At 69.2% G+C, this 24,891-nt stretch carries 28 protein-coding genes and 2 tRNA genes; 21 read left to right on the top strand and 9 right to left on the bottom strand.

Features of this window, described 5'->3' with window-relative positions; genetic code table 11:
- Window positions 1–17 precede the first annotated feature (17 nt).
- Window positions 18–719, bottom strand: coding sequence for a hypothetical protein (locus ACK4YQ_RS10315; protein WP_409611021.1), 702 nt, complete (start codon window positions 717–719; stop codon window positions 18–20).
- 94 nt (window positions 720–813) lie between these two features.
- On the opposite strand from ACK4YQ_RS10315, the gene hisD reads away from it, so the two are divergent.
- The 14 genes from hisD (at window position 814) to ACK4YQ_RS10245 (ending at window position 10,419) form a co-directional block, all read left to right on the top strand.
- The gene (gene hisD / locus ACK4YQ_RS10310; RefSeq protein ID WP_409611019.1) at window positions 814–2,094 is read left to right on the top strand and encodes a histidinol dehydrogenase; all 1,281 of its coding nucleotides are present in this window, start codon (window positions 814–816) and stop codon (window positions 2,092–2,094) included.
- A 57-nt stretch (window positions 2,095–2,151) separates the two neighbouring features.
- Window positions 2,152–3,168 (top strand): fatty acid desaturase, encoded by a 1,017-nt coding sequence (locus ACK4YQ_RS10305; RefSeq protein WP_409611017.1) that lies wholly within the window; start codon window positions 2,152–2,154, stop codon window positions 3,166–3,168.
- A 110-nt stretch (window positions 3,169–3,278) separates the two neighbouring features.
- A complete protein-coding gene (locus ACK4YQ_RS10300; RefSeq protein WP_409611015.1) occupies window positions 3,279–3,923 on the top strand; it encodes an SH3 domain-containing protein in 645 nt (214 codons plus the stop codon).
- Between the two features lie 193 nt (window positions 3,924–4,116).
- A complete protein-coding gene (locus tag ACK4YQ_RS10295; protein WP_409611013.1) occupies window positions 4,117–4,596 on the top strand; it encodes a UPF0262 family protein in 480 nt (159 codons plus the stop codon).
- Window positions 4,597–4,602: 6 nt separating this feature from the next.
- The gene (locus tag ACK4YQ_RS10290) at window positions 4,603–5,103 is read left to right on the top strand and encodes a low molecular weight phosphatase family protein (RefSeq protein WP_409611011.1); all 501 of its coding nucleotides are present in this window, start codon (window positions 4,603–4,605) and stop codon (window positions 5,101–5,103) included.
- A gap of 122 nt (window positions 5,104–5,225) precedes the next feature.
- Window positions 5,226–5,444, top strand: coding sequence for a translation initiation factor IF-1 (gene infA / locus ACK4YQ_RS10285; RefSeq protein WP_374576136.1), 219 nt, complete (start codon window positions 5,226–5,228; stop codon window positions 5,442–5,444).
- A 9-nt stretch (window positions 5,445–5,453) separates the two neighbouring features.
- Entirely contained in the window at window positions 5,454–6,044 is a 591-nt protein-coding gene (locus ACK4YQ_RS10280; protein ID WP_409611008.1) for a Maf family protein, read from the top strand.
- On the top strand, window positions 6,041–7,078 hold the full coding sequence (locus tag ACK4YQ_RS10275) for a ribonuclease E/G (protein WP_409611006.1): 1,038 nt from the start codon (window positions 6,041–6,043) through the stop codon (window positions 7,076–7,078). Before ACK4YQ_RS10280 ends, ACK4YQ_RS10275 begins: the two co-directional genes overlap by 4 nt.
- Complete coding sequence (locus tag ACK4YQ_RS10270) at window positions 7,075–7,245, top strand: DNA gyrase inhibitor YacG (protein WP_409611004.1); 171 nt, start codon at window positions 7,075–7,077, stop codon at window positions 7,243–7,245. The genes ACK4YQ_RS10275 and ACK4YQ_RS10270 overlap by 4 nt, the downstream gene beginning before the upstream one ends.
- Before the next feature lie 75 nt (window positions 7,246–7,320).
- Window positions 7,321–7,396, top strand: a tRNA-Phe gene (locus tag ACK4YQ_RS10265).
- A 722-nt stretch (window positions 7,397–8,118) separates the two neighbouring features.
- Entirely contained in the window at window positions 8,119–9,027 is a 909-nt protein-coding gene (locus tag ACK4YQ_RS10260) for a MotA/TolQ/ExbB proton channel family protein (protein ID WP_409611002.1), read from the top strand.
- 5 nt (window positions 9,028–9,032) lie between these two features.
- Window positions 9,033–9,461 carry a biopolymer transporter ExbD gene (locus ACK4YQ_RS10255; protein WP_409611000.1) on the top strand — a complete coding sequence of 143 codons (429 nt, stop codon included), beginning with the start codon at window positions 9,033–9,035 and terminating at the stop codon, window positions 9,459–9,461.
- Window positions 9,462–9,473: 12 nt separating this feature from the next.
- Window positions 9,474–10,181, top strand: a complete 708-nt coding sequence (locus tag ACK4YQ_RS10250; protein ID WP_409610998.1) for an energy transducer TonB — start codon at window positions 9,474–9,476, stop codon at window positions 10,179–10,181.
- A gap of 161 nt (window positions 10,182–10,342) precedes the next feature.
- A tRNA-His gene (locus tag ACK4YQ_RS10245) sits at window positions 10,343–10,419 on the top strand.
- Between the two features lie 522 nt (window positions 10,420–10,941).
- Here ACK4YQ_RS10245 and ACK4YQ_RS10240 read toward each other — a convergent pair.
- The 4 genes from ACK4YQ_RS10240 to ACK4YQ_RS10225 all read right to left on the bottom strand — a co-directional run bounded on the left by ACK4YQ_RS10240 (window position 10,942) and on the right by ACK4YQ_RS10225 (window position 14,591).
- A complete protein-coding gene (locus ACK4YQ_RS10240) occupies window positions 10,942–11,451 on the bottom strand; it encodes a DUF2269 family protein (protein ID WP_409610996.1) in 510 nt (169 codons plus the stop codon).
- Complete coding sequence (locus ACK4YQ_RS10235) at window positions 11,448–12,737, bottom strand: SDR family oxidoreductase (protein WP_409610994.1); 1,290 nt, start codon at window positions 12,735–12,737, stop codon at window positions 11,448–11,450. Before ACK4YQ_RS10235 ends, ACK4YQ_RS10240 begins: the two co-directional genes overlap by 4 nt.
- A 114-nt stretch (window positions 12,738–12,851) precedes the next feature.
- On the bottom strand, window positions 12,852–13,304 hold the full coding sequence (locus tag ACK4YQ_RS10230) for a PA2169 family four-helix-bundle protein (RefSeq protein ID WP_409610992.1): 453 nt from the start codon (window positions 13,302–13,304) through the stop codon (window positions 12,852–12,854).
- A gap of 165 nt (window positions 13,305–13,469) precedes the next feature.
- Window positions 13,470–14,591 carry a helix-turn-helix transcriptional regulator gene (locus tag ACK4YQ_RS10225; protein ID WP_409610990.1) on the bottom strand — a complete coding sequence of 374 codons (1,122 nt, stop codon included), beginning with the start codon at window positions 14,589–14,591 and terminating at the stop codon, window positions 13,470–13,472.
- A 267-nt stretch (window positions 14,592–14,858) separates the two neighbouring features.
- Here ACK4YQ_RS10225 and ACK4YQ_RS10220 point away from each other — a divergent pair, with 267 nt between their 5' ends.
- The 3 genes from ACK4YQ_RS10220 to ACK4YQ_RS10210 all read left to right on the top strand — a co-directional run bounded on the left by ACK4YQ_RS10220 (window position 14,859) and on the right by ACK4YQ_RS10210 (window position 18,551).
- Entirely contained in the window at window positions 14,859–17,126 is a 2,268-nt protein-coding gene (locus ACK4YQ_RS10220) for a TonB-dependent receptor (RefSeq protein ID WP_409610988.1), read from the top strand.
- Between the two features lie 45 nt (window positions 17,127–17,171).
- On the top strand, window positions 17,172–18,206 hold the full coding sequence (locus ACK4YQ_RS10215; RefSeq protein WP_409610986.1) for an alpha/beta hydrolase fold domain-containing protein: 1,035 nt from the start codon (window positions 17,172–17,174) through the stop codon (window positions 18,204–18,206).
- Between the two features lie 174 nt (window positions 18,207–18,380).
- On the top strand, window positions 18,381–18,551 hold the full coding sequence (locus ACK4YQ_RS10210) for a hypothetical protein (protein WP_409610984.1): 171 nt from the start codon (window positions 18,381–18,383) through the stop codon (window positions 18,549–18,551).
- A gap of 13 nt (window positions 18,552–18,564) precedes the next feature.
- On the opposite strand, the gene ACK4YQ_RS10205 is transcribed toward ACK4YQ_RS10210, so the two are convergent.
- Window positions 18,565–19,137, bottom strand: coding sequence for a hypothetical protein (locus ACK4YQ_RS10205; RefSeq protein WP_409610982.1), 573 nt, complete (start codon window positions 19,135–19,137; stop codon window positions 18,565–18,567).
- A 455-nt stretch (window positions 19,138–19,592) separates the two neighbouring features.
- On the opposite strand from ACK4YQ_RS10205, the gene ACK4YQ_RS10200 reads away from it, so the two are divergent.
- From ACK4YQ_RS10200 to ACK4YQ_RS10185, 4 genes are all read left to right on the top strand, one after another.
- A complete protein-coding gene (locus ACK4YQ_RS10200) occupies window positions 19,593–20,045 on the top strand; it encodes a hypothetical protein (RefSeq protein ID WP_409610980.1) in 453 nt (150 codons plus the stop codon).
- Between the two features lie 285 nt (window positions 20,046–20,330).
- Window positions 20,331–20,927 (top strand): hypothetical protein, encoded by a 597-nt coding sequence (locus ACK4YQ_RS10195; RefSeq protein WP_409610978.1) that lies wholly within the window; start codon window positions 20,331–20,333, stop codon window positions 20,925–20,927.
- 63 nt (window positions 20,928–20,990) lie between these two features.
- Window positions 20,991–22,595: a hypothetical protein gene (locus ACK4YQ_RS10190; protein WP_409610976.1), complete on the top strand. Its 1,605-nt coding sequence runs from the start codon at window positions 20,991–20,993 to the stop codon at window positions 22,593–22,595.
- On the top strand, window positions 22,592–23,428 hold the full coding sequence (locus ACK4YQ_RS10185; protein ID WP_409610974.1) for a hypothetical protein: 837 nt from the start codon (window positions 22,592–22,594) through the stop codon (window positions 23,426–23,428). The genes ACK4YQ_RS10190 and ACK4YQ_RS10185 overlap by 4 nt, the downstream gene beginning before the upstream one ends.
- A gap of 47 nt (window positions 23,429–23,475) precedes the next feature.
- On the opposite strand, the gene ACK4YQ_RS10180 is transcribed toward ACK4YQ_RS10185, so the two are convergent.
- Genes ACK4YQ_RS10180 through ACK4YQ_RS10170 form a run of 3 tightly spaced genes read right to left on the bottom strand, consistent with a single transcriptional unit; the run spans window position 23,476 to window position 24,891 of the window.
- Window positions 23,476–23,961, bottom strand: a complete 486-nt coding sequence (locus ACK4YQ_RS10180; RefSeq protein WP_409610972.1) for a hypothetical protein — start codon at window positions 23,959–23,961, stop codon at window positions 23,476–23,478.
- A gap of 40 nt (window positions 23,962–24,001) precedes the next feature.
- Window positions 24,002–24,517: a hypothetical protein gene (locus ACK4YQ_RS10175; protein WP_409610970.1), complete on the bottom strand. Its 516-nt coding sequence runs from the start codon at window positions 24,515–24,517 to the stop codon at window positions 24,002–24,004.
- Window positions 24,517–24,891, bottom strand: coding sequence for a hypothetical protein (locus ACK4YQ_RS10170; RefSeq protein WP_409610968.1), 375 nt, complete (start codon window positions 24,889–24,891; stop codon window positions 24,517–24,519). Before ACK4YQ_RS10170 ends, ACK4YQ_RS10175 begins: the two co-directional genes overlap by 1 nt.

Below are 24,891 nucleotides of genomic sequence, written 5' to 3'. Positions count from 1 at the left end.
GCGGCGCCCGAGCGGGCTCACACGGCCCCGTAGATCGAGAATTCGCTGCCGACGAGCGGCAGGCCCAGGCCGGCGGCGAGGCGCTGGGAGGGCAGGTTGTCGAAGGTGGTCCCGTAAAGGGGCTCGGCGCCGGCCTGACGCACAAGGCCGGCCCAGGCGGCGACCGCGCGGCGACCATGGCCGCAGCCACGCCGCCCCGGAGCGGTCTCGACGCCGGCGCAGTGGACGGCCGGCGAGGCGCGCACGCTCGCGCAGACCGCCGCGGCGCGGCCCTCGGCAAGCGCGGCGGCCATCATCGCGCCCGCCAGGACATCCGGCGCCCATTCGTCGAGGCCGTCCGCCAGGAGGCCGACGTTTGCGGCCGTGAGCGTCGCGCACCCGTCGGGCTCCGGCAGGCCTGGCGGGAAGCCGTAGAGCGGCCCGGCGCGGACGGCGGCGACGGCGGCCAGGGGGGCGACCAGCTCGACGAGGCGGGCGTAGTCCTGGGCCCACGCCTGCGGGCGGCCGCGGGGGGCGGCGGCGAGGGCCTGCACCCGTTCGGCGAGCGCGTCGGGCAGATCGGCATGGACGCGGGCCCAGGTCCCGCGCGCGGTGCGCAGGATGTGGACCAGGGGCGCCGCGCCGGTCAGGCGGCCGCACTCGTCGTGGCCGAACATGGCCTGCAGAAGCTGGTCGGCCCGCCAGCGGAGATCTCCTGTGTCTGGGGGCGTCGGCTCCATGCGCAAAGGCTAGCGCGCCGGCGCATCGATCGCCAACGCCGCACTGGGGCGATAGGCGTGGCGCGAGGGGCCAAGGCTCGCTAAAGAGCGCGCCATGCGCAGGTTCCGCCATTCCGATCCCGGCTTCGAGGCCGCGTTCAACGCCTTCGTCGACGAGCGGCGCGAGACCCCCGAGGAGGTCGAGGCGATCGTGCGCGAGGTGATCGCGGCGGTGCGCGCGGAGGGGCTCGCGGCGCTGCTGCGCTTCGCCGCCGAGTTCGACCGGGTTGAGCTCACCGAGGCGACCCTCCGCGTGTCGGCCGAGGAGATCGAGGCGGGCGCGGCCGAATGTCCGGCCGAGGTGCGCGCGGCGATCGATTTCGCGGCGGCGCGCATCCGCGCCTATCACGAGCGCCAGCGGCCGGCGGACATGCGCTTCACCGACCAGGCCGGGGTGGAGCTGGGCTGGCGCTGGACGGCGCTGGAAGCGGTGGGGATCTATGTGCCCGGCGGGCGCGCGGCCTATCCATCGACGGTGCTGATGAACGCCGTGCCTGCGGCGGTGGCCGGGGTGGAGCGGATCGCCATGGTGACGCCGCCCGGGCGCCTGCAGCCGGCTGTGCTGGCGGCGGCCAAGGCGGCGGGCGTGACCGAGATCTGGCGGGTGGGCGGCGCCCAGGCGGTGGCGGCCCTGGCCTACGGCGCGGGCCCGATCCGCCCCGTGGACAAGATCGTTGGGCCGGGCAACGCCTTCGTCACCGCGGCCAAGCGGCGGGTGTACGGGGCGGTCGGCATCGACGCCCTGGCGGGACCCTCTGAGATCGTCGTGGTGGCCGACGCCGCCAACCCGCCCGACTGGATCGCCGCGGACCTTCTGTCCCAGGCCGAGCACGATCCCGCCGCCCAATCGATCCTGATCACCGACGACGAGGCCTTCGCCGCCAAGGTGGTGGCGGCCGTGGAAGCGCAACTGGAGACCCTGGCCACCGGGGCCGACGCGGCGGCCTCCTGGCGGGACCACGGGGCCGTGGTGATCGCTCCCCTGGACGCCGCGCCGGGCCTGGTGGACCGCATCGCACCCGAGCACGTGGAATTCGCCGTCGACGAGCCGGACGCCCTGGCGGAACGGGTGCGCCATGCGGGCGCGATCTTCCTGGGGCGGCACGCGCCGGAGGCGATCGGCGACTATGTGGCCGGCTCCAACCACGTGCTGCCGACCAGCCGGGCGGCGCGGTTCTCCTCGGGGCTGTCGCTCTATGACTTCATCAAGCGCACCTCGATCGTGAAGTGCGATGCGGCCGCCTTCGCCGCCCTGGGGCCGGCGACGGTGGCGCTTGCCGACGCCGAAGGGCTGCCGGCCCACGCGCGCTCTGCGGCGATTCGCCTGAGCCAATGATGAACCTAATGCGGCCTTCCGGCTTTTTTCGTCACAATCCTGCGCCATCTGGCGGTCATGACATCGAAGCGTTCTGATTCCTCCGCCGCGGCCTGGAGCCGCCGGCTGGCCGACTACCGCAAGCCCAGCCACGGGCGCAGCGTGGTCGAAATCCTGATCACCGCAGCGCCGCTGGCGCTGATCTGGGGGGCGGCCTGGCTGCTTCACCGGCAGGGCTTCTGGTGGGCGGCGCTGCTATTGAGCGTGCCCGCGGCCGGATTTCTCGTGCGGCTGTTCATGATCCAGCACGACTGCGGTCACGGGGCCTTCTTCCGCCACCGCCACGCCAACGACTGGACCGGGCGGATCATCGGGGTGCTGACCCTGACCCCCTACGACTACTGGCGGCGCACCCATGCGATGCACCACGCGACCTCGGGCAACCTGGATCGGCGAGGGCTGGGCGCGATCGAGACCCTGACCGTCGAGGAATACAAGGCGCTGCCGCCGCTGCGCCGGTTCGGCTACTGGCTCTACCGCAATCCGGTGGTGATGTTCGGCCTGGGACCGGCCTTCGTGTTCGTCGTGATGCAGCGGCTGCCGGTGGGGCTGATGCGCCACGGCTGGCGGCCCTGGATCAGCGTCGTCGGGACGACCTTGTCCATCGCCGCCCTGTTCGCCGGCCTGATTCTGGTGTTCGGCGTCGCGCCGGTGCTGGTGGTGAACGTGACCACCCTGTTGCTGGCGGCCACGATCGGGGTCTGGCTGTTCTACGTGCAGCACCAGTTCGAGGGCGCGCAGTGGAGCCGCAACGGCGAATGGACGCGGGAGGAAGCGGCGCTGAGCGGCAGTTCGCACTACGACCTGCCCCCGGTTCTGCGCTGGTTCACGGCCAACATCGGCGTCCATCACGTCCACCACCTGTCGAGCCGCATCCCCTTCTATCGGCTGTCGCGGGTGCTGCGCGACCATCCGGAACTGCGCGAGGTCAGCCGGGTGGGGCTGCTCGAGAGCCTGGGATTCGCCCGCCTGGCCCTGTGGGACGAGAGCCAGCAGCGGCTCGTTTCCTTCCGCGAGGCGCGCCGGCGAAGCTGAACGCTTCCTGACAATCGCATCCCGGCGCCCGTTCAGCATGGCGCCCCTAAGGTGGGTCCCATCGAGGTCGTGATCGGCCTCGCGGCAAGATTCATCTGACGGAGAGCACCATGCGGACCCAGAAGACTTCCAAGCTGATGCGCGGCGCGGCGGCCACGGCGCTGGCCGGCGCGCTCGCGGTCGGGGCCGTCTCCACGGCTTCGGCCCAGACCTACGGCCGCGGCCCGACGGGGCTGGAGCCCGTGGTCGGCTGCGACGCCCCCGGCAACAAGCAGGTCGGCGGCGCGCTGATCGGCGCCCTGCTGGGCGCGGCGGCGGGCAGCAACCTGGCCAAGAACGACCGCGGCACGGGCACGGCGATCGGCGCGGTGGCCGGGGCGGCGGCGGGCTCCTACGTGGGCTGCCGCATGCAGCGGGCCGACACCCAGCGCGGCGCCTACTACGGCGGCGGCTACCAGGCGGCCCCGGCCACCTACACCCACGGCGGCGTCACCCTCGATTCGGCGATCGCCCCCGCCAGCTTCCACCGCGACGGCGGGACGTTCGTGGCCACCACCTCTGTGAACCTGCGCGGCGCGCCGACCACCAACAGCGCCCGCGTCGGCGCCCTGCGGCCGGGCGAGCGCTTCCAGGGCCTGGCCCGGGTGCGCGGCACCGAGTGGATCCTGGTGGGCCAGAACGGCGTCGGGGTCGGCTATGTCCATGACGCCTACGTGCGCCCCGCCGGCTATCAGTACGCCAACTACGGCTATTGAGCCCGACAGGCCGAAAGCGGCGCCCGGCGCGACCCCCGCGCCGGGCGCCCTCGTGCGTCCGGGCGGCCCGCCGGCCCCCCGTGTCCCCGGAGCCACCGGCGACGCGCATGGCGCGAGTTCCTCGCGCTGCAGGATGACGACCGGCGCGGGATTGCCTAAACGTCGCCTTGGGCCTTCCGCCCCAGATCCCGCCATGGCCGACGACGACCGCAAGATCCACCGCCTGCAATCCGTCGAGATCGACGAGGAGTCGCTCGCCGCGGCTTCGCGCGACCAGGAGCAGGAGCGCCAGATCGCGATCTTCGATCTCCTGGAGGAGAACTACTTCAAGCCGGAAGGCGCCAGCGGCGGGCCTTACGACCTGCACATGGGGCTGATGGAGAACCGGCTGGTGCTGGACGTCACCGGGCCGGGCTACGAACGGCGGCACATCCTGTCGCTGTCGCCGTTCAGGACGCTCATCAAGGACTACTTCCTGATCTGCGAAAGCTATTACCAGGCGATCCGCAATTCCACGCCGCAGCAGATCGAGGCCTTGGACATGGGCCGGCGTGGTCTGCACAACGAAGCGTCGAACCTGTTGCGCACCCGCCTGGAAGGCAAGATCGACACCGACATCGACACGGCGCGGCGGCTGTTCACCTTGATCTGCGCGCTGCACTGGCGCGGGTGAGGCGACATGACCGCCGACACCCCCGCGCCCCTTCCGGGAGCGGTGCTCTTCGCCTGCAACTTCAACCGCGTGCGCTCGCCCATGGCCGAGGCGCTGCTGCGGCGCGCCTTGGGCGACCGGGTGTTCGTGGACAGTTGCGGCCTCAAGCACGAGGACCTGGGCGATCCGAACAAGGAGGCGGCCGCCAACCCGTTCGCCGCCGCGGTGATGGCGGAGGTGGGCTGCGATCTCCAGGGCCATCGCCCCAAGACCTTCGACGAGCTCGAGGACGACTCGTTCGACCTGATCATCTCCTTGACGCCGGAGGCGCAGCACCGGGCCGTGGAGTTGACCCGCAACCGCGCGACCGAGATCGAGTACTGGCCGACGTTCGATCCGACGCTGACGGAGGGTTCGCGCGAGGCGCGGCTGGAGGCGTTTCGTCAGGCGCGCGACGATCTCGCCCGGCGGATCGCCGAGCGATTCGGTCTGTCCGCGGATATGGCCGAGCGTGGCCAAACCCTGTAGAGGAGCGCGCGAGCGCGTCGACGGTTTCCACCGCTATGCGGTAAGAGAATCGATGCTGCTTGCCGCGCGCGGCCCTGATTCCACGCGGCGTCCGCGCATTGTGAGCCACAGATGGAGCCTGCATGGCGAAGGAAGAACTGCTGGAGTTTCCGGGCACGGTCAGCGAAGTCCTGCCCAACGCGACGTTTCGCGTGAAGCTTGAGAACGACCACGAGATCATCGCCCACACGGCCGGCAAGATGCGCAAGAACCGCATCCGCGTGGCGGTCGGCGACAAGGTGCTCGTGGAGATGACGCCCTACGACCTGACCAAGGGCCGCATCACCTTCCGCGTCCGCTAAGGCCGACGCTTGCCGGCTCATCCGCCGCCGCGCCTGGTGTTGGCGTCCGCAAGCCCCAGGCGGCTTGATCTCCTGCGCCAGGTCGGGTTGACGCCCGACCTCGTGGTCGCCGCCGAGATCGACGAGACCCCCCACCCCAAGGAGACGCCGAGGCGCCTGGCCGAGCGGCTGGCGCGCGAAAAGGCCCAGGCCGTGGCCGCCGCTCACCCGCTGGACGTGGTGCTGGCGGCCGACACCGTGGTGGCCGTGGGCCGGCGCGTTCTGCCCAAGGCCGAGACCGAGGACCAGGTGCGCGAGTGCCTGGGGCTGCTGTCGGGGCGGGCGCACCGGGTGCTGACGGCCGTCGCCGTGCGGGCGCCCGGCGGACGGAGCGCCGCGCGGCTCGTCGAGACGCGGCTGCACGTCAAGCGGCTGACGGAGGCCGAGATCGAAGCCTACGCCGCCGGCGGCGAGGGGCTTGGCAAGGCCGGCGGCTACGCCATCCAAGGCCGCGCCGGCGGGTTCGTCATGGACATCAGCGGCTCCTATCCGGCGGTGGTCGGCCTGCCGCTCTATGAGACCCTCAGCCTTCTGGGCGGGGTGGGGTACAGGGCGCCATGAGCGCGCGCCGACTGTTCCTGGACCGCGGCCTCGGCGAGACCCGCGGCGTCGTCACCCTGAACGACCAGCCCGAGCGGCTGCTGATCCTGCGCGAGGACATGCCCGCGCGGCTGCGCCTTGGGGCGCGGGTGCGGGCGCGGGCGCGCCAGGTGGAGCCGGCGCTGGGCACGGCCTTCCTGGACCTGGGGGAGGGGGCCGAGGCGGTGCTGCCGTTCCGGCCCGAGGAGCGTCCGAAGCAGGGGCAGGCCCTGGAGGTGGAGATTCGCGCCGAGGCGCGGGACGGCAAGCTGGCGACGGCGAAGCTGCTCGGGCCGGGGGAAGGGGCGCCGGCCCTGATCGCCAAGGCGCCGGACCTGGGCGAGCAGTTGCTGGCCTTCGCCCGGGGCGGCGAGGTCGAGACCGGGGCGATCGCCCGCCAGGCGGCCGACGAAGCCGAGGCCGAAGCGCTGGAGACCGTGCACCGGCTGCCGGGCGGCGGCTCCGTGGCGATCGAGCCCACCCGGGCGCTGACGGCGGTGGACGTCGACCTGGGCGAGCGCAAGGGCCAGGACGCCAAGCGCGTGACCCGCCACGCCAATCTCACCGCCCTGGGCGAGATCGCCCGCCTGCTCCGCCTCAAGGGCCTGGGCGGGCTGGTGGTGATCGACCTGGCGGGCCGCGGACACGACGGCACGGCGCTGATGACCGCCGCCCGCGCCGCCTTCGCGCCGGACAATCCCGGCGTGGCGATCGGTCCGGTGAGCAGGTTCGGCACGATCGAACTGACCGTGCCCCGCCGAACGCGGCCGGTGGCGGAAATCCTCTGCGAAGGGGGCCGGCTTTCGGACAGCACGCTGGCCCTGCGGCTGATCCGGCGCATCGAGGCCGAAGCGGCGGCTCAGCCGGGCGGACGCATCGCGGCCCGCTGCGCCCCGGCCGTGGCGACGGCGGCCGAGCCGCTGGCCCGGCGCCTGGCCGAACGTATCGGCGCGCGGTTCGAGATCACCGCCGACCCGGGCGCGTCCCGGGACTGGCTGGAGGCCAAGGTGCGATGAGCGCGCCCAAGTGCCCGATCTGCGGCAAGCCGACCGCGACCGGATACCGGCCGTTCTGCTCCAAGCGCTGCGCGGACGTGGACCTGCAGCGCTGGCTGAGCGGCGGCTACGCCGTGCCCGCGGTGGAGGACGAGGACGGGCCCGGCGAGGACGCGCCCGAGGAGTGAGATTTCCGCGCAAGGCGTCGCTGGACTTCGCCGAAACGCTCTTCTATAGACACGCCTCCCGCGACGCTGCGGCGCGCCTGGGTAGCTCAGTTGGTAGAGCAGCGGATTGAAAATCCGCGTGTCGGTGGTTCGAATCCGCCCCCAGGCACCACTTTCTCCTCCCTTGGATCCAGCGGCTGAGGCGTTCTTCACGGAACGCCTGCGGTTCTGTGCGGTTCAGCCGCAGCCTTGCGCGTCCCGCGCCCGGGTTGCGCGTCATGCGTGTGACGATGTTGCGATGCATCCAAGACACACTGGAGGGCCCGCGTGGCGCGCGATCCCCGGCCTTGCTTGACTTGAGCAACCGCGAATCCCATTTCACCGCCCATCGACGCAACGCCGACCGAAAATCGGGCGCCGGCGCGGGAAATCTGAGCTTGGCCGCCCCCTTTCGGCAGACCGGCGTTCCGTCGATTTTGCTGCGTTGCAGCGCGATTTTCCGGGTCGAGCGGAAATTCGCCTAAGATTAACGGGCCTTGCGATTTTGCGTCGCAACAATACCGATTTTTCGGTTTGCGACGTGCTGCCTCCTTGCTCAGCGTGCCCCCTTGACGCCCGACCGAGGGGTTGCCAAAGGACCGTCGCCGCACGTCTAACTTAGCGGTAAGGCTCCAATTTCACCCGAATGAGGAGCTGCCTTGCGCCTTCGAAACGCCAATCTTCACAGCCTTGTTGGAGAAACGCGTTACGGGTCGGGCGCAGCGACAGCGGTTCTGGCGACGCGTCCCGAGTGAAATCGGTTCACGGCGCCGGGCTTGTTCAACTAGGGTGGAGACGCTCTCGCGCGACGACCCTCGGTCCAAACGTGCTAGACCAATTAGGAACTGGCGACAGATGCTCGACAACAAACGAACGACTCCTTTCATCGCTCTCCTCGGCGCGGTCGCGCTGATGACGAGCGCGCCGGCGTTCGCTCAGGACGCCGCCGCCCCGGCCGCGCCTGCGGCCGACGCCGCCGCACCTGCCGCCGACGCCGCGCCTGCGGCTGACGCCGCCGCGCCCGCGGCTGCCGCTCCGGCCGCCGAACCCGAGGCTCCCGCGACCATCGAACATGCCGGCAAGTTGACCGTCATGCAGATGTTCATGGACGCCCAATGGGTCGTGAAGATCGTCATGATCGGTCTGGTGCTCTGCTCGGTGTTCTCCTGGATGCTGCTGATCACCAAGCTGATCGAGTTCGGCTCGCTCAACCGCGCCGCCGACAACTTCGTGGAGGCCTTCCGCAGCGCCAAGACGATCAACGAAGTGGGCCGTATCGCCCTCTCCGAAGAGTTCGCCGGCAACCCGCTGGCCGACATGGCCGCCGCCGCCGCTCAGGAGGTGGAACTGTCCAAGCAGGCCGGTCTCGCCGTCAACGGCGACCACCGCGACACCACCATCAACCGCGCCCAGGCCGCGGTGAGCGCCGTTCAGGCCTCGCTGTCCAAGCGTCTGTCGGGCGGCATGCAGTTCCTGGCGTCGGTCGGCTCGTCCGGTCCGTTCATCGGTCTGTTCGGTACGGTGTACGGGATCATGAACTCGTTCATCGGGATCGCGAACACCAACACGACGAACCTGGCCGTCGTCGCGCCCGGTATCGCCGAAGCGCTGCTCGCCACCGGTATCGGCCTCTTCGCCGCCATTCCGTCGGTTATCTTCTACAACTACTTCCAAACCCGGATCTCCGCCTTCGGCGCCCGGACGGAAGGCTTTGTGGCTGAACTGATGAACATGGTTTCGCGGCAGCTCGACAAAGGAGCCTGAGCCAGATGGGAGCCAAACTCGCAGGCTCCGGAGGCGGTCGCTACGAGGTCGAGGCGAACAGCGAGATCAACGTTACGCCCTTCGTGGACGTGATGCTGGTTCTCCTGATCATCTTCATGGTGGCGGCTCCGCTCGCCTCCGTGACGGTGCAGGTCGCTCTTCCGCCCGCGGTGGCCAAGGCGTCTCCGAACCCGCCGAAACCGGTCTACATCTCGATCCAGTCGAACGGCGCCCTGTACATCGGGGACAACGCCACCGACCTTTCGGCTCTGGGTGATGACATCCGCAGCACGATCGGCTCGCGTAATCCGGCCAAGGAGCGCATCTTCATCCGCGCCGACAAGGACGTCCTCTACGGGGAGTTCATGGGTGTGATGAACATGCTCCAGGACAACGGGTTCTACAGCGTCGCTCTGGTCGGCGAAGACCAGTAGGTGGGGTGACCAATGGCTGATACTCAACAGCAAGACGTCGCCCACCCTACGCGGAGCATCTTCGACGATCCGCCGAAGAAGCGAAGCAAGGGCGTCACGATCGCGATCATCGCCTCCATCATCGTCCACGTCCTCTTGGGCGTGTACCTGTGGAAGTCGAAGTTCGAGCCCAAGTACCGCGAGTACTCGGACGACGTGACGGACGTGGCGATCATCAAGCCGGTGCCGCCACCGCCCCCGCCGCCGCCGCCGCCGCCGGACAACGCGCCGCCGCCGCCGCCGCCCAAGCTGCAGCCGCGGCCTCCGGTGACGCCGCCGATCGACGCCCCTTCGATCCCGCCCCTGCCGGTTCCGCCGGTGGAGAAGCGGATCGAGGAGCCGAAGCCGCCGGCCGCGCCGCCGCCCGAGCCGCCGCGTCCGTCGGTCATCACCAACCCTGACTGGGCCCGCAAGCCCAGCGGCGAGGACATCGCCCGGTACTATCCGGAACGGGCCTCGCGGATGGGTGTGGAAGGCCGCGCGACGATCAGCTGCACGGTCACGGCCAAGGGCACGCTGGAGAACTGTTCGGTGGTCTCCGAGGACCCGAGCGATCAGGACTTCGGTTCGGCCGCCCTGCGGATGAGCCGGCTGTTCCGGATGCGACCCAAGACCGCCGACGGCGCGCCCGTCGAAGGCGGCACGGTGCGGATCCCGCTCCGCTTCGTGCTTCCGAAGTGACGGCCTAGCCGCCAGACAGGATCGGGCCCCGGCGGCGAAAGCCTCCGGGGCCCATTCTTTTTGACGCCCAGCGGATGCGGCGCAGGGACGAATGGCTTTTCGTTTGCGCGGGGCGCTTGATCACGGCGGGCGGCCCGACTATTACCGGCCCTTCGCGATGCGCCGCCTTAGCTCAGTTGGTTAGAGCGCCAGATTGTGGCTCTGGAGGTCCCCCGTTCGAACCGGGGAGGCGGTACCATCGCAAGGCCTTGCGAGGACTGGGATCTTGTCCCGGTCCTTTTTTGTTCGAGGGGGCTCGTGGCAGTCTTGTTGCACCCTTCGTTGCACTTTTCGTTCGCCGCCTGTTTGTCGCGGCGGGTTTTCAAGCCGTCCGGCGACCCTTCGGGCGGCCTTGTCGGCGAGCCTGACGCGGTCGGCCTGGCGGCGATGCTGAGCGAGGCTTGAGGGGCTGGAGCGGCCCATTATCGCCGCCCCCTCCGCATCGCTGCAGCCCGCATCGGTGCGGTCGAGTTAGACAAGGGGATAGCACCGCGCCGCGCACATGCTGATGTTGAAGGCCGCGTTCAGGCTGATCTCAGGGTGTCGCCCGTCCACCGGACAGGCTCTATCGACTTGAGCCCCTGGCCATCGACGCGGCGGCGAGCGCGCGCCCTAAGGCCCCAATCGATGCATCGCCAAGCCGAGCCCAGGCGGGCGCAGAGGGCCGGCGAATGCTCTCGGCAAGGACGACGCTGCGGGAGGGCTAATTTGCGGCTGGCGGCTAAGGCGAACGCGACAGCTCTGGGACAAACGTCCACAGCTCGAATTGAGGCCGGGCGATCATCAGCCAGAAGATTGCGATGACGGCGGCGAAGGCCGGAAATCCAAAGGCGAACCACAGGCGGAACAGCCCGTGATAGGCCAGAGGCAGGGGATCGCCAGCCGTGGCTGCGACCGCCGCGAGCTTGCGCATCCGGTCCTGCATCCAGACCACAGGCAGCCACCAGGCCCCGGTCCAGAGATAAAGGCCGATCGAAACAACGATCCAGCCTGAGGAGAGGGGATAGCCGGCCTCGTGCGCCAGAAGCAATCCGGTGATCGGCTGCGCCACGACGGCGGTGGCGGTGAAGACGTAGTCGGCGATCACGACGATCCGCGCGACGGCGGCGACCGTCCGGGCGTCTCCCGTCCGATGGGCCATCAGCATGAAGAAGGCGATGCCCGCACCGGTTCCGAGCAGCACCGCCGCTCCGATGATGTGGGCGAGCTTGAAGACGATGTAGTCGCTCATCGGTCCTCCAGGATCGCCAGCGCCACCAGGTTGAGGGCCGCGATGGGGAAGATCTTCGTCATGGGCCCCAGCGGCTCGAGCCACAGGTCGGGCCGGAGCGCCGAGCCGATGAGAAGATAACCGAGGGAGAGAGCCAGGGCCGCCAGCAGACCCCCGCGTGTGGTGCGCCGGAAAGCGATGGCCATCCCTATGGCCAGATCCGCAAGCCCCCCGGCGATGACCCCCGCCTCGGCCAGCGGCGCCGCGGGCGACTTGCGCATGATCTCCAGACCCAGGCCGTAGCCGGGTCCCAGCGAGACGAAGGCTGTCGCCAGCCAGAAGCCCGCGAAGGTCACGAAGATCACCGGCTTCAGAAGGTAGAGGTTGGCGAACCATCTCTCCTGCACCGACGCTGGCTCGGCGGCGAGGGCGGCCGTGAGCGAGCGCGGGCGTATGCCCGTCATGGCGGTCCATGGGCCCGGATCACCCACGGCGCCGCGCGTCATTTCACGCCGGGCGTTCGTTCGGACCGGCGGCCGCCAGCCCAGGAGGCCGGCGAAGTCCCCGAGCCGGTAGATCAGCGGCGTCAAGGCGCCACCCCACGCGGGCAGAGCCGGCCGGTAGCCCAGCCATCGGCGATAGCTCGCCACCACCTCCTCGAAGCTGAGGCGCTCGGGCCCGGCGATCTCCAAGGCCACCTGCCCAGGCGCCTCCGGCTGCAGGAAAAAGCGCACCGTCTCGATGATGTCCTGCAGCTGCACGACCTGCAGGGCTCCGGCGTCGGGAATCTTCGGCATGATGGGAAGGGCGGCGAGGCCGCGTACGAGGGCGCTCGCTCCATATACCGCGCGGCCCAAAACGACGGAGGGGCGCAGGATCACCCAGTCGAGGTCGAGCGCCTGCAGCGCCGCCTCGCCCTCGGCCTTGCTGCGGGAGAAGTCGCTGACCGCGCCGCGGTCGGCGCCCATCGCGGAGAAGTGAATGACGCGGCGAACCCCGGCGGCCTCGCAGGCGGCGAACAGCGCCGCCGGACCGGCGACATGCACGCCGGAAAGGCTGTCCACCACGCTGTCTTGGAGGGCGCCGACGCAGTTGACCACCGCATCGACGCCTCGGAGCCAAGGCCTCCAGACTTCGGGGTCAGTAGCGTGCGCCACGTCCAGTTCCAGCCAGCGCGCGGGCGCGAGCCTGCGCGCGGCGATCCCTCTGCGGCGCGTCACCGCCCATACCTCGTGACCGTCCGCCGCAAGTCGGGCCAGCAACGCCGAGCCGATGAAACCCGTGGCGCCGGTCAGAAGGATGCGCATCGCGCCAGCTTCAGATGGTGCGCGGGCGCGAGCGAAACGGCGCGCAAGAAGGCGCGTGTCCGGCCCTCTGCGAGGCGATGGTCGGTGGGCACGGGTCGGCGCGGCTCGGCGGCGCTAGTTCAGCTGACGCTTAAGGCGGCTCACTTCGTCGTGGTCCGCCTTGATCGCGCCGTAAGCCCGGTTGATGAGGTCCCGCGCCGTTGGGGGCAGCTCGGCGTCGTCGAGCACGGCCTCGTACTTGGCCTTTATCACATCCTCGCCGCGCTCGACCTCGTTCACGACGGCCCGATCGTCTCCGCCCATGATTGCGGTCTTCAGCTCGACGAACTTGTTGTGGGCCTTGCCGAGAAGGGACTGGTCGGTCTCCGGGGAACCTCCGAAGGTGCGGACTTCCTGCTGCAGCAGGGCGACGAGCTCGGCCCGCCGGGCCGCCCGCTGGGCGAACATCGAACCGAACTGCGAGGACTGCGCATTTTCCGCAGCTTCCTTGTAGCCGTTGGCGCTGTCCAGGGTCGTCTCGATGAGGCTGTTGAGCACCCTCACCGCGTGGTCATTGGCCGTATCCATGAGGGATCTCCTGAGTTCGACGAGGCGTGTCCAAGAATGCCCGACCGGCCTGGCGTGTTCCCAGGCCGGTCGGAATGAGTAGGTTGATCGCCCTCGGGGACCGCCGCCGCAACAAGCGCAGACGGCGGGAGGGGTGAGCCGTCCGTTCGACGCCCCAAGCGCAGATCAGGCCGCCACCTCACGTATATCCGCGCGGCGGGTCCGGCGATACTCGCTCGGCGAGACGCCCAGGCATTCCTGGCAGAGCCGCCAGAGGCTGCGTCGGTCGGAAACGCCGAGTTCCTCGGCGACCTGGTCGAAGTCGATGTCGGTGGCCAGCAGGGCGATGAGACGGTCTCGGCGCACGTCCCTAGCGATCTCGCGATAACTGGTGCCAGCTTCCCGCAGACGCCGCTGGAGCGTGGCGCAGCTCATGCCCATGGCGAGCGCCAGGTCCTGCAGCGGCAGGGGGTTGCTCGCGACCACCTGGCGAACCCGCTCGACGATGGCTGAAGGCGGGGGCGACTCGCCCCCGGCGGCGAGGACGACGTAGAGTTCCTCGAAGGCGTTGGTCTCGCTGCTCCAGCGCTGATACTTGCGTACCCCCAGCGGCAGCTTCATGTCCCGCCGGTCATAGACCATGGTGAAGCCGTGAGCTTGCCGGAGCGTGGAGGCGCACAGCCCCGACAGGAGGCTGCCGTCGGCCTCGTCGAGCAGCGAGGACAGCCGGATCTGGACGGGGACGATGTGGCGGCCGGTGACCCACAGAAGCACGCAATGGAAAACCAGGGCGATGAGCTCGAGGTAGCGCTCAAAACGGACCGGCTCGAGGACCTCGGGAGCTGCGCTATAGTTCAGATGAACCCCATTGCGGCCGTAGCCCACCGTGACCACCACGCCGGTCCGCGCCGCCTGCACTAGGGCGCAGAAGTGGCGTAGGCCGTCGCCCACGTCGTCCATCTGATTGACGCCCGAGAAGATCATCTGCCAGGTCGACTTCGGCAGCTTGCGCGGCGCGCATCCATGGCCTTCGTCGTCGCCAGCATTGATGTTCTTGAGGCAGAGTTGCCAGAAGTCACGGCTTGAGACCAAGGGCGGGCGACCCGTCGGCGGGCGCTGCAGACCCGTTTCCCCCAAGAGCTTCCGGGCCGTTGTCGGGCCGAAGAAGTCTTCGACGTAGCGCATCGAGATGGCGCCTGGCGGCCAGCGCTCAGCCTCGTTGGAGGCCTCCCACGCCACGGAGCTCGGAGCCTGGACCAGGAGCGCCTCCTGACCTGGGCGCAGCGGAGCGGGCTTGAGCCTGTTCACGGCGAATCTCCCCAGCGGGCTCTCAACTTCATCTGTGCGGAATGATCAGCCCGTCCCTATTCACTACGGAATACACGGGCGCGTAAAGGCTAGCGAGCCGCGTTCGCCCGGCTGCTCATGTTCGCGGGACAAGCCCCCCAAGAGTTCGCTGCGCCGCCTCTTCGTGACGCAATTCGTGACCTTGAGATTGCTTTGCAGCGTCATGGTTCACGGGGCCGCCAACGCGTACGTCCTCCCGAAATGAACACAAACACCTGGGGAGGGCAAATGCGACGCTCGGCATGGCTGATCGGCGGATCGCTCGCGGCGGTGATCGCCGCAGGCAGGGTGCAGGCGCAGGAAGGCGCCGCAAACGTCGCGCCTCGAGGCGCGCAGCCGACCGACCTGGAAGAGGTGGTGGTCACCGCATCCCGGCGCACTGAAGCGCTGCGCGACGTGCCGTCGGCCGTCTCGGCCTATGGCGGGGAGCGTCTGCGCGAGCAGCAGGTCTATTCGCTGACGGACGTCTCCACCCTCAGCCCCAACCTCCAAATCTCCAGCTTCGCGACAAACGCGAACATCGCCATCCGCGGGATTGGCAATTCACAGGTCGGCGCCGGGGCCGACGCCGGGGTGGCGGTCCATGTGGACGGCGTCTACCTGGGCCAGGCGGGCCTCGCCGTCGCGACCTTCCTGGACATCGAACGGGTGGAGGTCCTGCGCGGGCCGCAGGGCACGCTGTTCGGCCGCAATGCGACCGGCGGCGCGGTCAACCTGATCCCCAGGACGCCGACGGCCAGTTTCGAGGCGGGATTCGACGCCGCGGTTGGCGTCGATCCGGCGATGATCCGCTCGTCGGGGTTCGTCAGCGGACCAATCACCAGCGACGGCAAGCTGCTCGGTCGGGTGGCGGTGATGCAGGACTGGAATGAGGGCTTCACCCGCAACGGCAATCCGGCGCTGAACGGGCAGGACGGCTTCGCCGAGGCCGCGCCCCGCCGCCTGGACGACCTCGACGCCTCGGCCATCCGCGCGCAGCTCGAGTGGCGGCCCACAGATGATTTCAGCGCCCGCTTGTCGGCCGAACTGCAGCGCGAGAACGACAACGGGCCGGCCGCCTTCGTGCTTGGCGTTCCAGACCCGGGCCAGCCGCTGCCGGTGTTCATCCAGGGCCTGCCGACCGGCGACCCCGCCAAGCGGATCGCCTACGCCAACCTCGGCCGCAAGGATCTCGACGCGACCATGGTGAACCTCGTCGCCGATGCGTCCCTGGGCGGAGGGGACCTGAAGACGACGCTGTCCTATGCGCACAGCGAGAACCAGACGCTTCAGGACGGCGACGGCACGTCGTTCGGCTTTACGCACACCGGCTATCGGGATGTGGCGACGCAGTACTTTGCAGAGGTGCTCTACGCCTCCGACCCGGCGCGCCACTTCACCTATGTGGTGGGCGCAAACGTCTTCGACGCCCGCCAGACGCAGAATGTCGCCGTGCCCATCGCAGGCCTCGCCACGGGGCAGGATCTCAATGGGGACGGGGCGGTGGACACCCTGTTCAACGGGCGGGTCCTGCCGACCGGCGACCTCGTGCCGGTGACCGTCAGCCTCGGCGGCACGGTCAAGACGCAGTCCTATGCGGCCTTCGCGCACGCCCAGTACGAGATCCTGCCAGGCGCGAAGGTCTTCGTCGGGGGCCGCTACTCGCACGACGAGAAGAAGGTCGATGAATACAACAACTTCCTGGGCGCCGGCTCGCAGCAGAAGTCATGGAGCAAGTTCACCTACGAGGCGGGCCTCACCTACGAGTTCAGCAGCCGGGTCACCGGCTATGCGAAGTACGCGACGGGCTTCAAGAGCGGCGGCTACGGCGTCGGCTCGCGCGGACCCGCCGTCGATCCTGAGATCAACGCCAACTACGAGGCGGGTCTGAAGGGCGCCTATCTGGACGGGCGCCTGCAGGCCAACCTCGCCGCCTTCCACATGAAGTACGACGACCTGCAGGTCAGCCAGGTCATCGGCGCGGCCTCGACGCTGTCCAACGCGGCCAAGGCGACCATCGACGGCGCGGAGGTCGAGCTGGCCCTGCGGCCGGGCGACAGGCTGCGCATCGACCTGGCGGGCGCCTACACCGACGCGCGCTTCGACGACTTCCTCACTCAGGACTCCGCACGGCCGTACCTGGGCCTGATGAACCTCGCCGGAAACCGACTGCCGCAGGCGCCCAAGTGGAGCGGCAGCGCCGGGGTCTACTACGACACGCCCGCGCCCGAAGGGACCGTAACCGTCGCGGCCCGCTACGATTGGAAGTCGCGCATGTACTTCAGCGAGTTCAACACCGAGATCTCGTCTCAGAAGGCGGTCGGGCGGCTCGACCTGTCGCTGGCCTACAAGAGCGACGACGGCCGTTGGACGGCCTCCCTCTTCGCCACGAACGTCACGGACGAGCGGATCAAGAACAACGTGCTGATCGTCTCCGCCGTGCTCGGTTCCCTGGCCGACGCCAACTACCGGCCGGGCCGCCAGATCGGCGTCTCGCTCGGCTATCGGTTCCGGTAGGCGTCGGCGCCTTCCCCCCACAAACCCCAGACGAGAGGTTGAGACATGACCAAGCTCCTCGACGATCCGCGCATCGATCCTCGGATCAAGACGGTGTTCGGCGACTTCTCCCAGCCGGCCGCCTCCGATCTGTCGAGCCGCGAGGAACTGCTGGCGGCGATGCGCACGCCCGAGGCGCAGGCGGCGCTCGCCATAGAGGCCGCGCTCTACCGGTCGACCGGAACCGAGGAGGCGGCGCCCTCGCAGGGCCTCGTCGTCGAGGTCAAGACGTTCGTATCGGCGCCCGACGGCAACAGCGTCAAGATCCAGTACATCAGACCCGAAGGCGAGGCCGTTCTGCCTTGCGTCTACTACACCCACGGCGGCGGCATGGCCTACCTGTCCGCCTTCGACGACAACTACCGGGCCTGGGGCCGCATTCTCGCCGCCCAAGGCCTCGCCGTGGCCATGGTCGATTTCCGCAATTGCATGCTCGCTTCGTCGGCCCCGGAGGTCGCGCCCTATCCCGCCGGCCTCAACGATTGCGTCTCCGGTCTGAGGTGGACGCACGCGAACGCGCGAGACCTGGGCGTCGATCCCACCCGCATCATCATCGCCGGCGACAGCGGCGGCGGCAATCTCGCGCTCGCAACGGCGATGAAGCTCAAACAGGATGGCGACATCGGACTGGTGCGCGGCGTCTACGCCCTCTGCCCGTACATCGGCGGGCGCTGGCCGCATCCGGATCACCCGTCCTCGATCCACAACGAGGGGATCTTCATCAGCGTCGGCAACAACCGCATTCCGCTCGCCTATGGGATCGAGGCGCTGGAGCGGGGCGACCCGCTCGCGTGGCCTTCCTTCGCCACCGAGGAGGATCTGCGCGGGCTGCCGCAAACTGTAATCAGCGTGAACGAGTGCGACCCGCTGCTGGACGAAGGCGTGAGCTTCTACCGCAAGCTGCTCGCGGCCGGCGTGCCTGCGCGCTGCCGGCAGGTGATGGGCACGATCCACGCCACCGAGGTCTTCCCCGCCTGCGCGCCCGACATCAGCGCCAACACCGCCAACGACATAGCTTATCTGGCCCGCACAGGCGCATAGCGCGTCCGATACGCGCCTGCGCGGCCTGGCGCGCCGCCTGGCCGGGCTCGGCGGGGCCGTGGTGGTCAGTCCTTCCAGGAGCGGCGTCCCCACGGTTGCGGCCGAATACAGCTGGGGTGGCGCGGCGAGCACCACCTTCTGGGCCGACCGGGCGGCGGGCTGTCGGTGGTGTTCATGACCCAGGTGCTGCCGCCCAGCCCCGAGATGCTCTGGGACAAGCTGCGCATCGCCGTCTACGCGGGAAGGCGGGCTTTCAGGCGCCACCTCAAAGCCTGCTATTGGCGGCCTCCGGTCCTGCCGCGCCTGCCGGGGGGCGAGGACGGCGGACGCTTTGAGGCGACGTGAGGGGGAGAAGAACCTAGGCGCCCAGGCGTGAGGTGAGCTCCGCCTCGATCTGAGCGGCCGTATCAGCCGCGCTGAGATCGCTGGTGTCCAGATCGAGGAGCCAGTCGTGGTTGATGGGAAAGGCTGGGAGCGAAGCCAGCGCAAGAGCCATTTCCGTATCCCTGGTCTTGAAACGCAGACCGCGCTCCTCGCTGGAAATCCGTTCCCGAAGCTGGTCTTCGCCACACGCCAGGCGGACGACGAGCAACCTTGCCGCCCGCCTTTCGGCGACCCAGAGGATCTGGCCGGCTATGATCCAGTCGAGCGGATGACCGCCCGCGTCCCAGACCGCGTGAGTGAAGACATAGTTGCGTCCTGCGGGTCCGAAGCGCGCAACCGTTTCCAAAACAGCCGCCATGACGTCGTTGGTCTTGTCCCACACTCCTGCGGGGAGAGGGCGCCCGTCGGGCTCGACCACCTCGAAGATCGGATTGCACCAGAAGTGGTTGTCCAGGAGCTTGGCCGAGAGGCGTTCGGCGATGAGCTTGCCGACCGTGTACTTGCCGACGCCAGGAGGCCCCAACAGATAGACGATCACGTTTTCCATCGCACGCCCCACGGGTGCTCACGCTCCGATGAGGACCATAAGGCAAGCGCCGATGTCGGCAATGGATCGACATTGCGATTTCGGGCCGTGCCGCCAGCCGTGGGGTGCGGCGCCTCAACGCGCCGCGCAGGTTCTTCGGCTAGGCAGCCGGTGATCCTGCCGGCGCCCTCCAATTGATAGTTGCCCCTGGCGGTCGGCCAGTCGACCTCTGCCGCCGGGCGAGCGCCGGCGCCGCCTGGACGCCAAATCTAACGCCTCGCGCGAATTGGGTTGATCGGCACGATGCGCGTGCCGGAGGAATCGAACAGTCTAGGGCCGTCGTACGGAGCCGGCCGCTGTTCGCCCAGCTTCAGTCGCAGGCCGGCGCGCCCGCGCCGAGCCGGGACTGATCCAGGGTCCGGCGGGGAAGGGGAAGGGACATGAGTGAGACTCCGGGCAAGCGGAGATGGCCTCGCTTGGCGCCTGCGGCGCTGGCGGCGAGCGCCGTTGCGGCCATGCTGGCCGGGTGCGGCGCGGGGAACGCCGAACCGAGCGAACGCCAGATGCGCGAGGCCGTCGAAGCCCGGTTCAAGGACGTGAACGCCAATCTGACGGCGCTCGCCGAGTCCTGCCGGAACCGGGACTTCGTGCGAAACGACAACCCGCTTCAGGCGATGCAGTGCCTGCAACTCTGCGGCGCGGCTGGATCTGAGCAGTGCGAAGTCTCCTTTGAGCTGACGAATTTCCGCAAGGTGGCGTGCCAGAAGTCGGCCGAGCAGGCCGGCTATGTCTGCGACTTCGAATTCGGGGCCAGCAGCAGCTCGCCTGTGACCCAGATGGCGCTCGACGCCTTCGTCGGCCGCGGTGGCGCGGGGCAGGGGCGCTTCCTCCTGGACGATGGGCGCTGGACCTACCGCCAGCTGAACTAGGAGCCGCACATGTGGCATGAGATGAACGCGCAGGACGACCGAGGGCGAACCGCCCGCGGGCCGGGCCCATGGGCCGGCGCCTGCGCCGCCCTCGCCCTCCTGGCGGCCGGATGTTCCCAGCCGGAGGCGGCGGGAGGGCCGCGCACCTCGCCCGAGCGTTCGCCCAGCGCTATGTCCGGGCCGACGTCGGATCCGACCTCAGCGTCGGCTCGCGGCGACTGCCGACTTCCGGAAGGTGCGAGAACTCAAGGCCCGGTCGACGACGTCATTGGGCTGCGGCCCGGCATGCCCCTGGCGGAGGTCGACGCGTTCCTGCGCTGTCGAGACCCCGCCTACAAGTGGATGCGGATGCAATCCACCCTGACCGTCGGGCCTGGCCGTCTGATCCCGGCGAAGGTGCTGCGCGCCATCAACCGGCAGGAAGATATCGTCATTCGTTTCGTGGGCGCGCCCGGCGCCGAGCAGGCGGTCTACATCGAGCGCAGTCTCAACTTCGGCGGCCCTGACCAGCCGGACCTGGCGCAACTGAAGCAGACGGTGTTCAACAAGTACGGCCCGTTCCAGTCTGCGTTCCGGAACACCGAGGCGCTTGAGTATGGCGACCAGTCCCGCGGCAGCCTCGTCTATCTCGCCAGCGGCGAAACAGCCGCCCGCGCCGGGAAGGCGTTCTGGACCTGCTCCAATGCGTCCAACGTCCATGAGGACATGACGCTGCACTCTGAGTGCGCGCTGACCGTCAACTATCTGATCGGCTTCAGGGGACCGGTGAATAGTCTCACGGTGGCGGTCTACGACTTTCGGGTTCTGGCCCAGGCGGCCGAGGCCTATGAAGCGGCGCAGCGGGAAACAGGCGCGGCCGGCGCGGCCGACCTGGACCTCTGAGGCGCGGGGGCGTCGCCGCGGGCGTTCAGCAAGACCAATCGGGTTCGGAGGGGAAGCTTAAGCATGAATCTGGGGCGATTGGCGGCGATGGCCGCTGTGGCGGCGGCGGCGATTCTTTCGGGCTGCGGCAAGACTGACGGCCAGGGCGCCGCCGACGGGGCCACGCCGATGACGGCGAAGAGCCAGGCCAGACGGGCGCCGGACGATCCTCGATTTCTCCGTGTCGATCAGATCGCAGAGGGGTTGTCGCCACAGGTGCGGCCCCAGTTCGAACAGTTTGCGGCGCAACAGCGGCGCATGGCGGAGGTGTCGGCCGAACGGGCAAACGTCCATCCGGACCGCCTCGACCAGCTCGCGGGCATGATCGCGCGCAATCAACACGCCCTGGACGTGGAGATCGACCGGACGGTTCAGCAGGCCGAGTTCGTCGCCCGCTTCGAGCGGGGCGAGGCTGGTTCGCTAAGCGCCGCCGACATGGCCAGACATCGCACACAGCTTGCCGAGATGGTGGCCAAGCTGGACGGCCTGCGCCACGGCATCCGGATCGCCGCCTCCAAGGACGAGACGGTCAAGGACGCCTATGCGCGCTGGCTGGGCCAGGGCAAGGCCGAGCCGACGGTGGCCGAGATCGCCAAGTTGCTGCAGACCGAGCCCTGTCTGCGAGACCGGTCCGGCGCCGCCGCCTCGAGCAGCTTCCTGAAGGTGCGGGGCGTCGCCCTCGGCATGACCTACGACGAAGTCCTGCGCGGCGCCTGCGAAGCCAATGCGCAGTCCGTCAAGATCGTCGGCAAGCAGGAGTTCACCTCCCATGACTACAAGTGGGAGACGCCTGACGCTAATGAGCTGGCTCAGGTCGCCCGCCGGCTGGGCAAGCCCTATCTGGGCCTCCTTACCTTCTGCCTGGATTGCACGCCGGCGAAGGACCGCCCGGCATATCCCTATGATCTTGGCGCATCGGACACCCTTGCGGCCTCCTTCCTGTCGAACGGACAGGTGTGGAAGGTCAGCCGCGCACAGCGCTTCTTCGACCGTAGCGGCCCCACCCCCGAGAACCAGCCACGCAAGCTCGGCGTGCTGCTTCCGGCCCTGAAGGAGCGGTTCGGGCAACCGTCCTACATTTTCCAGGACAGCCAGGGGGTCACGGTCGGGTGGGTGTACCTGGACCGGCGCTCCCCGCTGCCCCTGGAGTACTGGTACGAAAGCGATCCCGCCAAGGGCGAGATGCAGTTTCAGTCACAGGGCCTGATCTACGAGAACGGCCGCCTGTCGGCCAAGCTCCTCGCGCGCCAGAAGCCGGTGGCCTCTGACTGCATCGGCCGCGCCGGGGGCGGCCCGCCGATCACCCAGCACTCCCCCCTGTCGACCTACCTTCGCGGCCACGGCCTGACCTCGGTCACCGACTGCGGGGTCGTCGTGGTGGCGCACTTCAGCAAGGTCCCCAACTACAGCGACTACAACAGCGACTATTCCAGGGAGAAGGTGCTCAAGCCGCCGCCCGTGGACGAAGCGGCGAACATCTATCGGGCGAGCCTGCAGATGATTGACACGGCTGCGGGCGGCCCCATCGAGGCTAAGGAGCGGCAGGAGATTCGGCAGGCGGCGGCGTCCGACGCCGCCGAAATCGAGCGCAAGGCGGCGGCGCCCGGCGGCCCGACCTTCGCGCCATGAGGACGCCCGAACCCGGGCGCGGGCGGCGGACGACCGCGGTTCAGCGCCTTGCCCCCTGGATCTGCGGCTGCATCGCGCTGGCTGGGTGCGGCGACGCGAGCCGCGTCGCGCCTGCCAGCGGCCCTGGCCCAGCGCCTGACGCCGTCGCGCGCGCCGGCGGGGCGGAGGCGGCGAAGCCGGGCGCGCCCAAGACCGTCGACGTCGAAGTCCCGGCGTGGGCGCGCGACGACGATGGCTGCGAGGCCCAGGGCCTCCCCAGCGGCGGGGGGACGGACGATGTGGCGGGCGTCGAGATCGGCATGCCCGCCACGCAGATTCAGGCGCTGCTCAAGTGCTACCGGGTCAGCATCGTCTACGCCAACGGCTCCTTCTATTTCCCGGAACCGGCGAGCCGGCCGGTCGGGATCGATACCTGGCTCATATCCGCCAGCCGTGAACACGCCGGGTACGGGGAGCTTATCGAAGTGCTGCTCGCCGGCCCGCCCAATGATCAAAGGGCCGTGAGAATATCCTATGCGCTCAAATATCCGGGGCCCGTCGAGCGCCTGCCCGCCTTGGACGCGGCCGTCAAGCGCGCGGAAGCCAAGTATGGGCCCCTGCAGGGCGCTGGCGGCTACCGCTATTCGATCGCCGGTCTGGACGGGGCTCTGCTTGAACTGAACTCGCCAGGCGCGCTCGCCTGCGCCTCGGCGACCTCGATCGTCTGCGGCAGGCGTCTGGTGGTGAACTATTCGCTAGGGCCGAACGGAACGGTGACGCAGCAGAACATCGAGCTCACCAACGGGCGGATCGCCGCGCCGATCCTGCACGCCAGCACCCGAAAGCCGGGCTGACGACCTCGGCGCAGGGGCTGCGCGCCGCCGTGCACGCCGGCGGCCCCTCAATCGACGACGTCGAACTCGCACCAGTTCGGCTGGGTGAGCCGACGTTCGACCTCAACATAGTTGTCGGCCTTGTCGAGCACGATCGCCCGGGCTGACCTGCGGTGCGGCGGGACGAAGACGAGAAGCGGCCACTGCTCGTCAATGTAGCAGTTCCATCCCGTCGTCTCGCCGGCCCGGGCCGCGTAGGGCGTGACGCGGACGACGCGTTCGCTCAGGAGCGGCTGTCCGGGGCGATGATTCACCGGCCGTGTCTGGACGACGAGGAAGGCGGCGCCCCGCCGAAGCGCGTGCGCGCAGACGGTGAAAGTCTCCTTGCAGCCATAGCCAAGATAGGTCCAGCCCGCCGGGGGAGCGGACGGCCTGAACAGGTCGCCGACCCGGACCGGCGGGGCGGCCTGCGCCGCGGCGGGCCCGGCCGCCCCGAACGTCAGCGCGAGCGTCGCCGCCAGGGTGAGCGCGCTGAATTTCGCAGATCCGTGCATGTCATCATCCAGATGTGTGGGGCTTCTTCGAGCGCAGGACTCAGTTTGCGGGCGGAAGCAGCTTTCGCATCGGCGCGAACCCGCCGTAGGGCTCGCGCGGGAACCAGGGCTCGACGCCTGCGCCTTCAGGACACTTTCCCAGGGGCGGCGTCGTGACGTTCGGGTTGCGATTGCCCGGGAAGCCCAGATCGAGGCGATCGGCGGTGACCTTCAAGACCGTGCGGCGCTCAATCAGATACTGGTCTTCATAGCGCGCCAGAGCGGGGGAATTGGTGCGGAAGGCCGGCATCGTCTTCAGCCGTTCCTCCAGCACGTTTCCAGCCACGATGAAGACGCCGCCGGTCCGCGGTCCTTTGGACGTCATCGACGAATAGGTGCGTCCGTCGCGCAGATAGACCGTAACGAACTGCGCATCGGCGCACCGCGTGCCCTGCGGGGTCCAGGCGCCGGCAAGGGCCTCCCGCGAGATCGCCGCCGGCTGCGCCTGCGCGGCGCCGGCCGACGAAGCCGCCGCCAGGAGCGCCAGGACGACCTGACGAGGGCGGAGCGACCGCATCAGTTGACGAATTCGATGCGGATGACCTTCTGATCTTGCGGCCCGCCTTCCTCGGCGCCGACGCCGTCGACCTGGATGCGCCGGCTTCCCTTCCGAAAGGCGTAGCTGCACTGTCCCTGGCCCGTGCCGGCGCAAGCCTCAGTCTCGGGAAGCTTGCAGGGCTCGTTGTAGCCGCAGAACTCGTCCGCCGGGCGGGCGACGGGCTTGTAGCCAGACGCGAGGATCCGCTTGCGGACCTCCGAATAGATCATGCCGACCTTGGCGCCGCCAATCTCGGCGGCGGGAACCGCGCCAGGCGCCGCTGCGGCGCTCCCCGCACTCAGGGCGGCGGCGGCGAGCGCCGGCAGGAGCGCGGTCCAGAAGCGATTAGCCAT

The sequence above is a fragment of the Phenylobacterium sp. genome, assembly GCF_046291545.1.
In the GTDB taxonomy this organism is placed as follows: Bacteria; Pseudomonadota; Alphaproteobacteria; order Caulobacterales; family Caulobacteraceae; genus Phenylobacterium.
The sequence above is the reverse complement of the archived record's forward strand: the minus strand, read 5'-3'. Positions and strand labels throughout refer to the sequence as shown.

Excerpts from the sequence above, each read along its gene's own strand:
- hisD (WP_409611019.1), top strand. The coding sequence starts at position 814 with ATGCGCAGGTTCCGCCATTCCGATCCCGGCTTCGAGGCCGCGTTCAAC.
- ACK4YQ_RS10235 (WP_409610994.1), bottom strand. The coding sequence starts at position 12,737 with ATGCGCATCCTTCTGACCGGCGCCACGGGTTTCATCGGCTCGGCGTTG.
- ACK4YQ_RS10290 (WP_409611011.1), top strand. The coding sequence starts at position 4,603 with ATGACCGCCGACACCCCCGCGCCCCTTCCGGGAGCGGTGCTCTTCGCC.
- ACK4YQ_RS10255 (WP_409611000.1), top strand. The coding sequence starts at position 9,033 with ATGGGAGCCAAACTCGCAGGCTCCGGAGGCGGTCGCTACGAGGTCGAG.
- ACK4YQ_RS10220 (WP_409610988.1), top strand. The coding sequence starts at position 14,859 with ATGCGACGCTCGGCATGGCTGATCGGCGGATCGCTCGCGGCGGTGATC.
- ACK4YQ_RS10195 (WP_409610978.1), top strand. The coding sequence starts at position 20,331 with ATGCCCCTGGCGGAGGTCGACGCGTTCCTGCGCTGTCGAGACCCCGCC.
- ACK4YQ_RS10300 (WP_409611015.1), top strand. The coding sequence starts at position 3,279 with ATGCGGACCCAGAAGACTTCCAAGCTGATGCGCGGCGCGGCGGCCACG.
- ACK4YQ_RS10230 (WP_409610992.1), bottom strand. The coding sequence starts at position 13,304 with ATGGATACGGCCAATGACCACGCGGTGAGGGTGCTCAACAGCCTCATC.
- infA (WP_374576136.1), top strand. The coding sequence starts at position 5,226 with ATGGCGAAGGAAGAACTGCTGGAGTTTCCGGGCACGGTCAGCGAAGTC.
- ACK4YQ_RS10210 (WP_409610984.1), top strand. The coding sequence starts at position 18,381 with ATGACCCAGGTGCTGCCGCCCAGCCCCGAGATGCTCTGGGACAAGCTG.
- ACK4YQ_RS10260 (WP_409611002.1), top strand. The coding sequence starts at position 8,119 with ATGCTCGACAACAAACGAACGACTCCTTTCATCGCTCTCCTCGGCGCG.
- ACK4YQ_RS10180 (WP_409610972.1), bottom strand. The coding sequence starts at position 23,961 with ATGCACGGATCTGCGAAATTCAGCGCGCTCACCCTGGCGGCGACGCTC.
- ACK4YQ_RS10295 (WP_409611013.1), top strand. The coding sequence starts at position 4,117 with ATGGCCGACGACGACCGCAAGATCCACCGCCTGCAATCCGTCGAGATC.
- ACK4YQ_RS10250 (WP_409610998.1), top strand. The coding sequence starts at position 9,474 with ATGGCTGATACTCAACAGCAAGACGTCGCCCACCCTACGCGGAGCATC.
- ACK4YQ_RS10275 (WP_409611006.1), top strand. The coding sequence starts at position 6,041 with ATGAGCGCGCGCCGACTGTTCCTGGACCGCGGCCTCGGCGAGACCCGC.
- ACK4YQ_RS10270 (WP_409611004.1), top strand. The coding sequence starts at position 7,075 with ATGAGCGCGCCCAAGTGCCCGATCTGCGGCAAGCCGACCGCGACCGGA.
- ACK4YQ_RS10175 (WP_409610970.1), bottom strand. The coding sequence starts at position 24,517 with ATGCGGTCGCTCCGCCCTCGTCAGGTCGTCCTGGCGCTCCTGGCGGCG.
- ACK4YQ_RS10170 (WP_409610968.1), bottom strand. The coding sequence starts at position 24,891 with ATGGCTAATCGCTTCTGGACCGCGCTCCTGCCGGCGCTCGCCGCCGCC.
- ACK4YQ_RS10205 (WP_409610982.1), bottom strand. The coding sequence starts at position 19,137 with ATGGAAAACGTGATCGTCTATCTGTTGGGGCCTCCTGGCGTCGGCAAG.
- ACK4YQ_RS10185 (WP_409610974.1), top strand. The coding sequence starts at position 22,592 with ATGAGGACGCCCGAACCCGGGCGCGGGCGGCGGACGACCGCGGTTCAG.
- ACK4YQ_RS10305 (WP_409611017.1), top strand. The coding sequence starts at position 2,152 with ATGACATCGAAGCGTTCTGATTCCTCCGCCGCGGCCTGGAGCCGCCGG.
- ACK4YQ_RS10315 (WP_409611021.1), bottom strand. The coding sequence starts at position 719 with ATGGAGCCGACGCCCCCAGACACAGGAGATCTCCGCTGGCGGGCCGAC.
- ACK4YQ_RS10240 (WP_409610996.1), bottom strand. The coding sequence starts at position 11,451 with ATGAGCGACTACATCGTCTTCAAGCTCGCCCACATCATCGGAGCGGCG.
- ACK4YQ_RS10190 (WP_409610976.1), top strand. The coding sequence starts at position 20,991 with ATGAATCTGGGGCGATTGGCGGCGATGGCCGCTGTGGCGGCGGCGGCG.
- ACK4YQ_RS10215 (WP_409610986.1), top strand. The coding sequence starts at position 17,172 with ATGACCAAGCTCCTCGACGATCCGCGCATCGATCCTCGGATCAAGACG.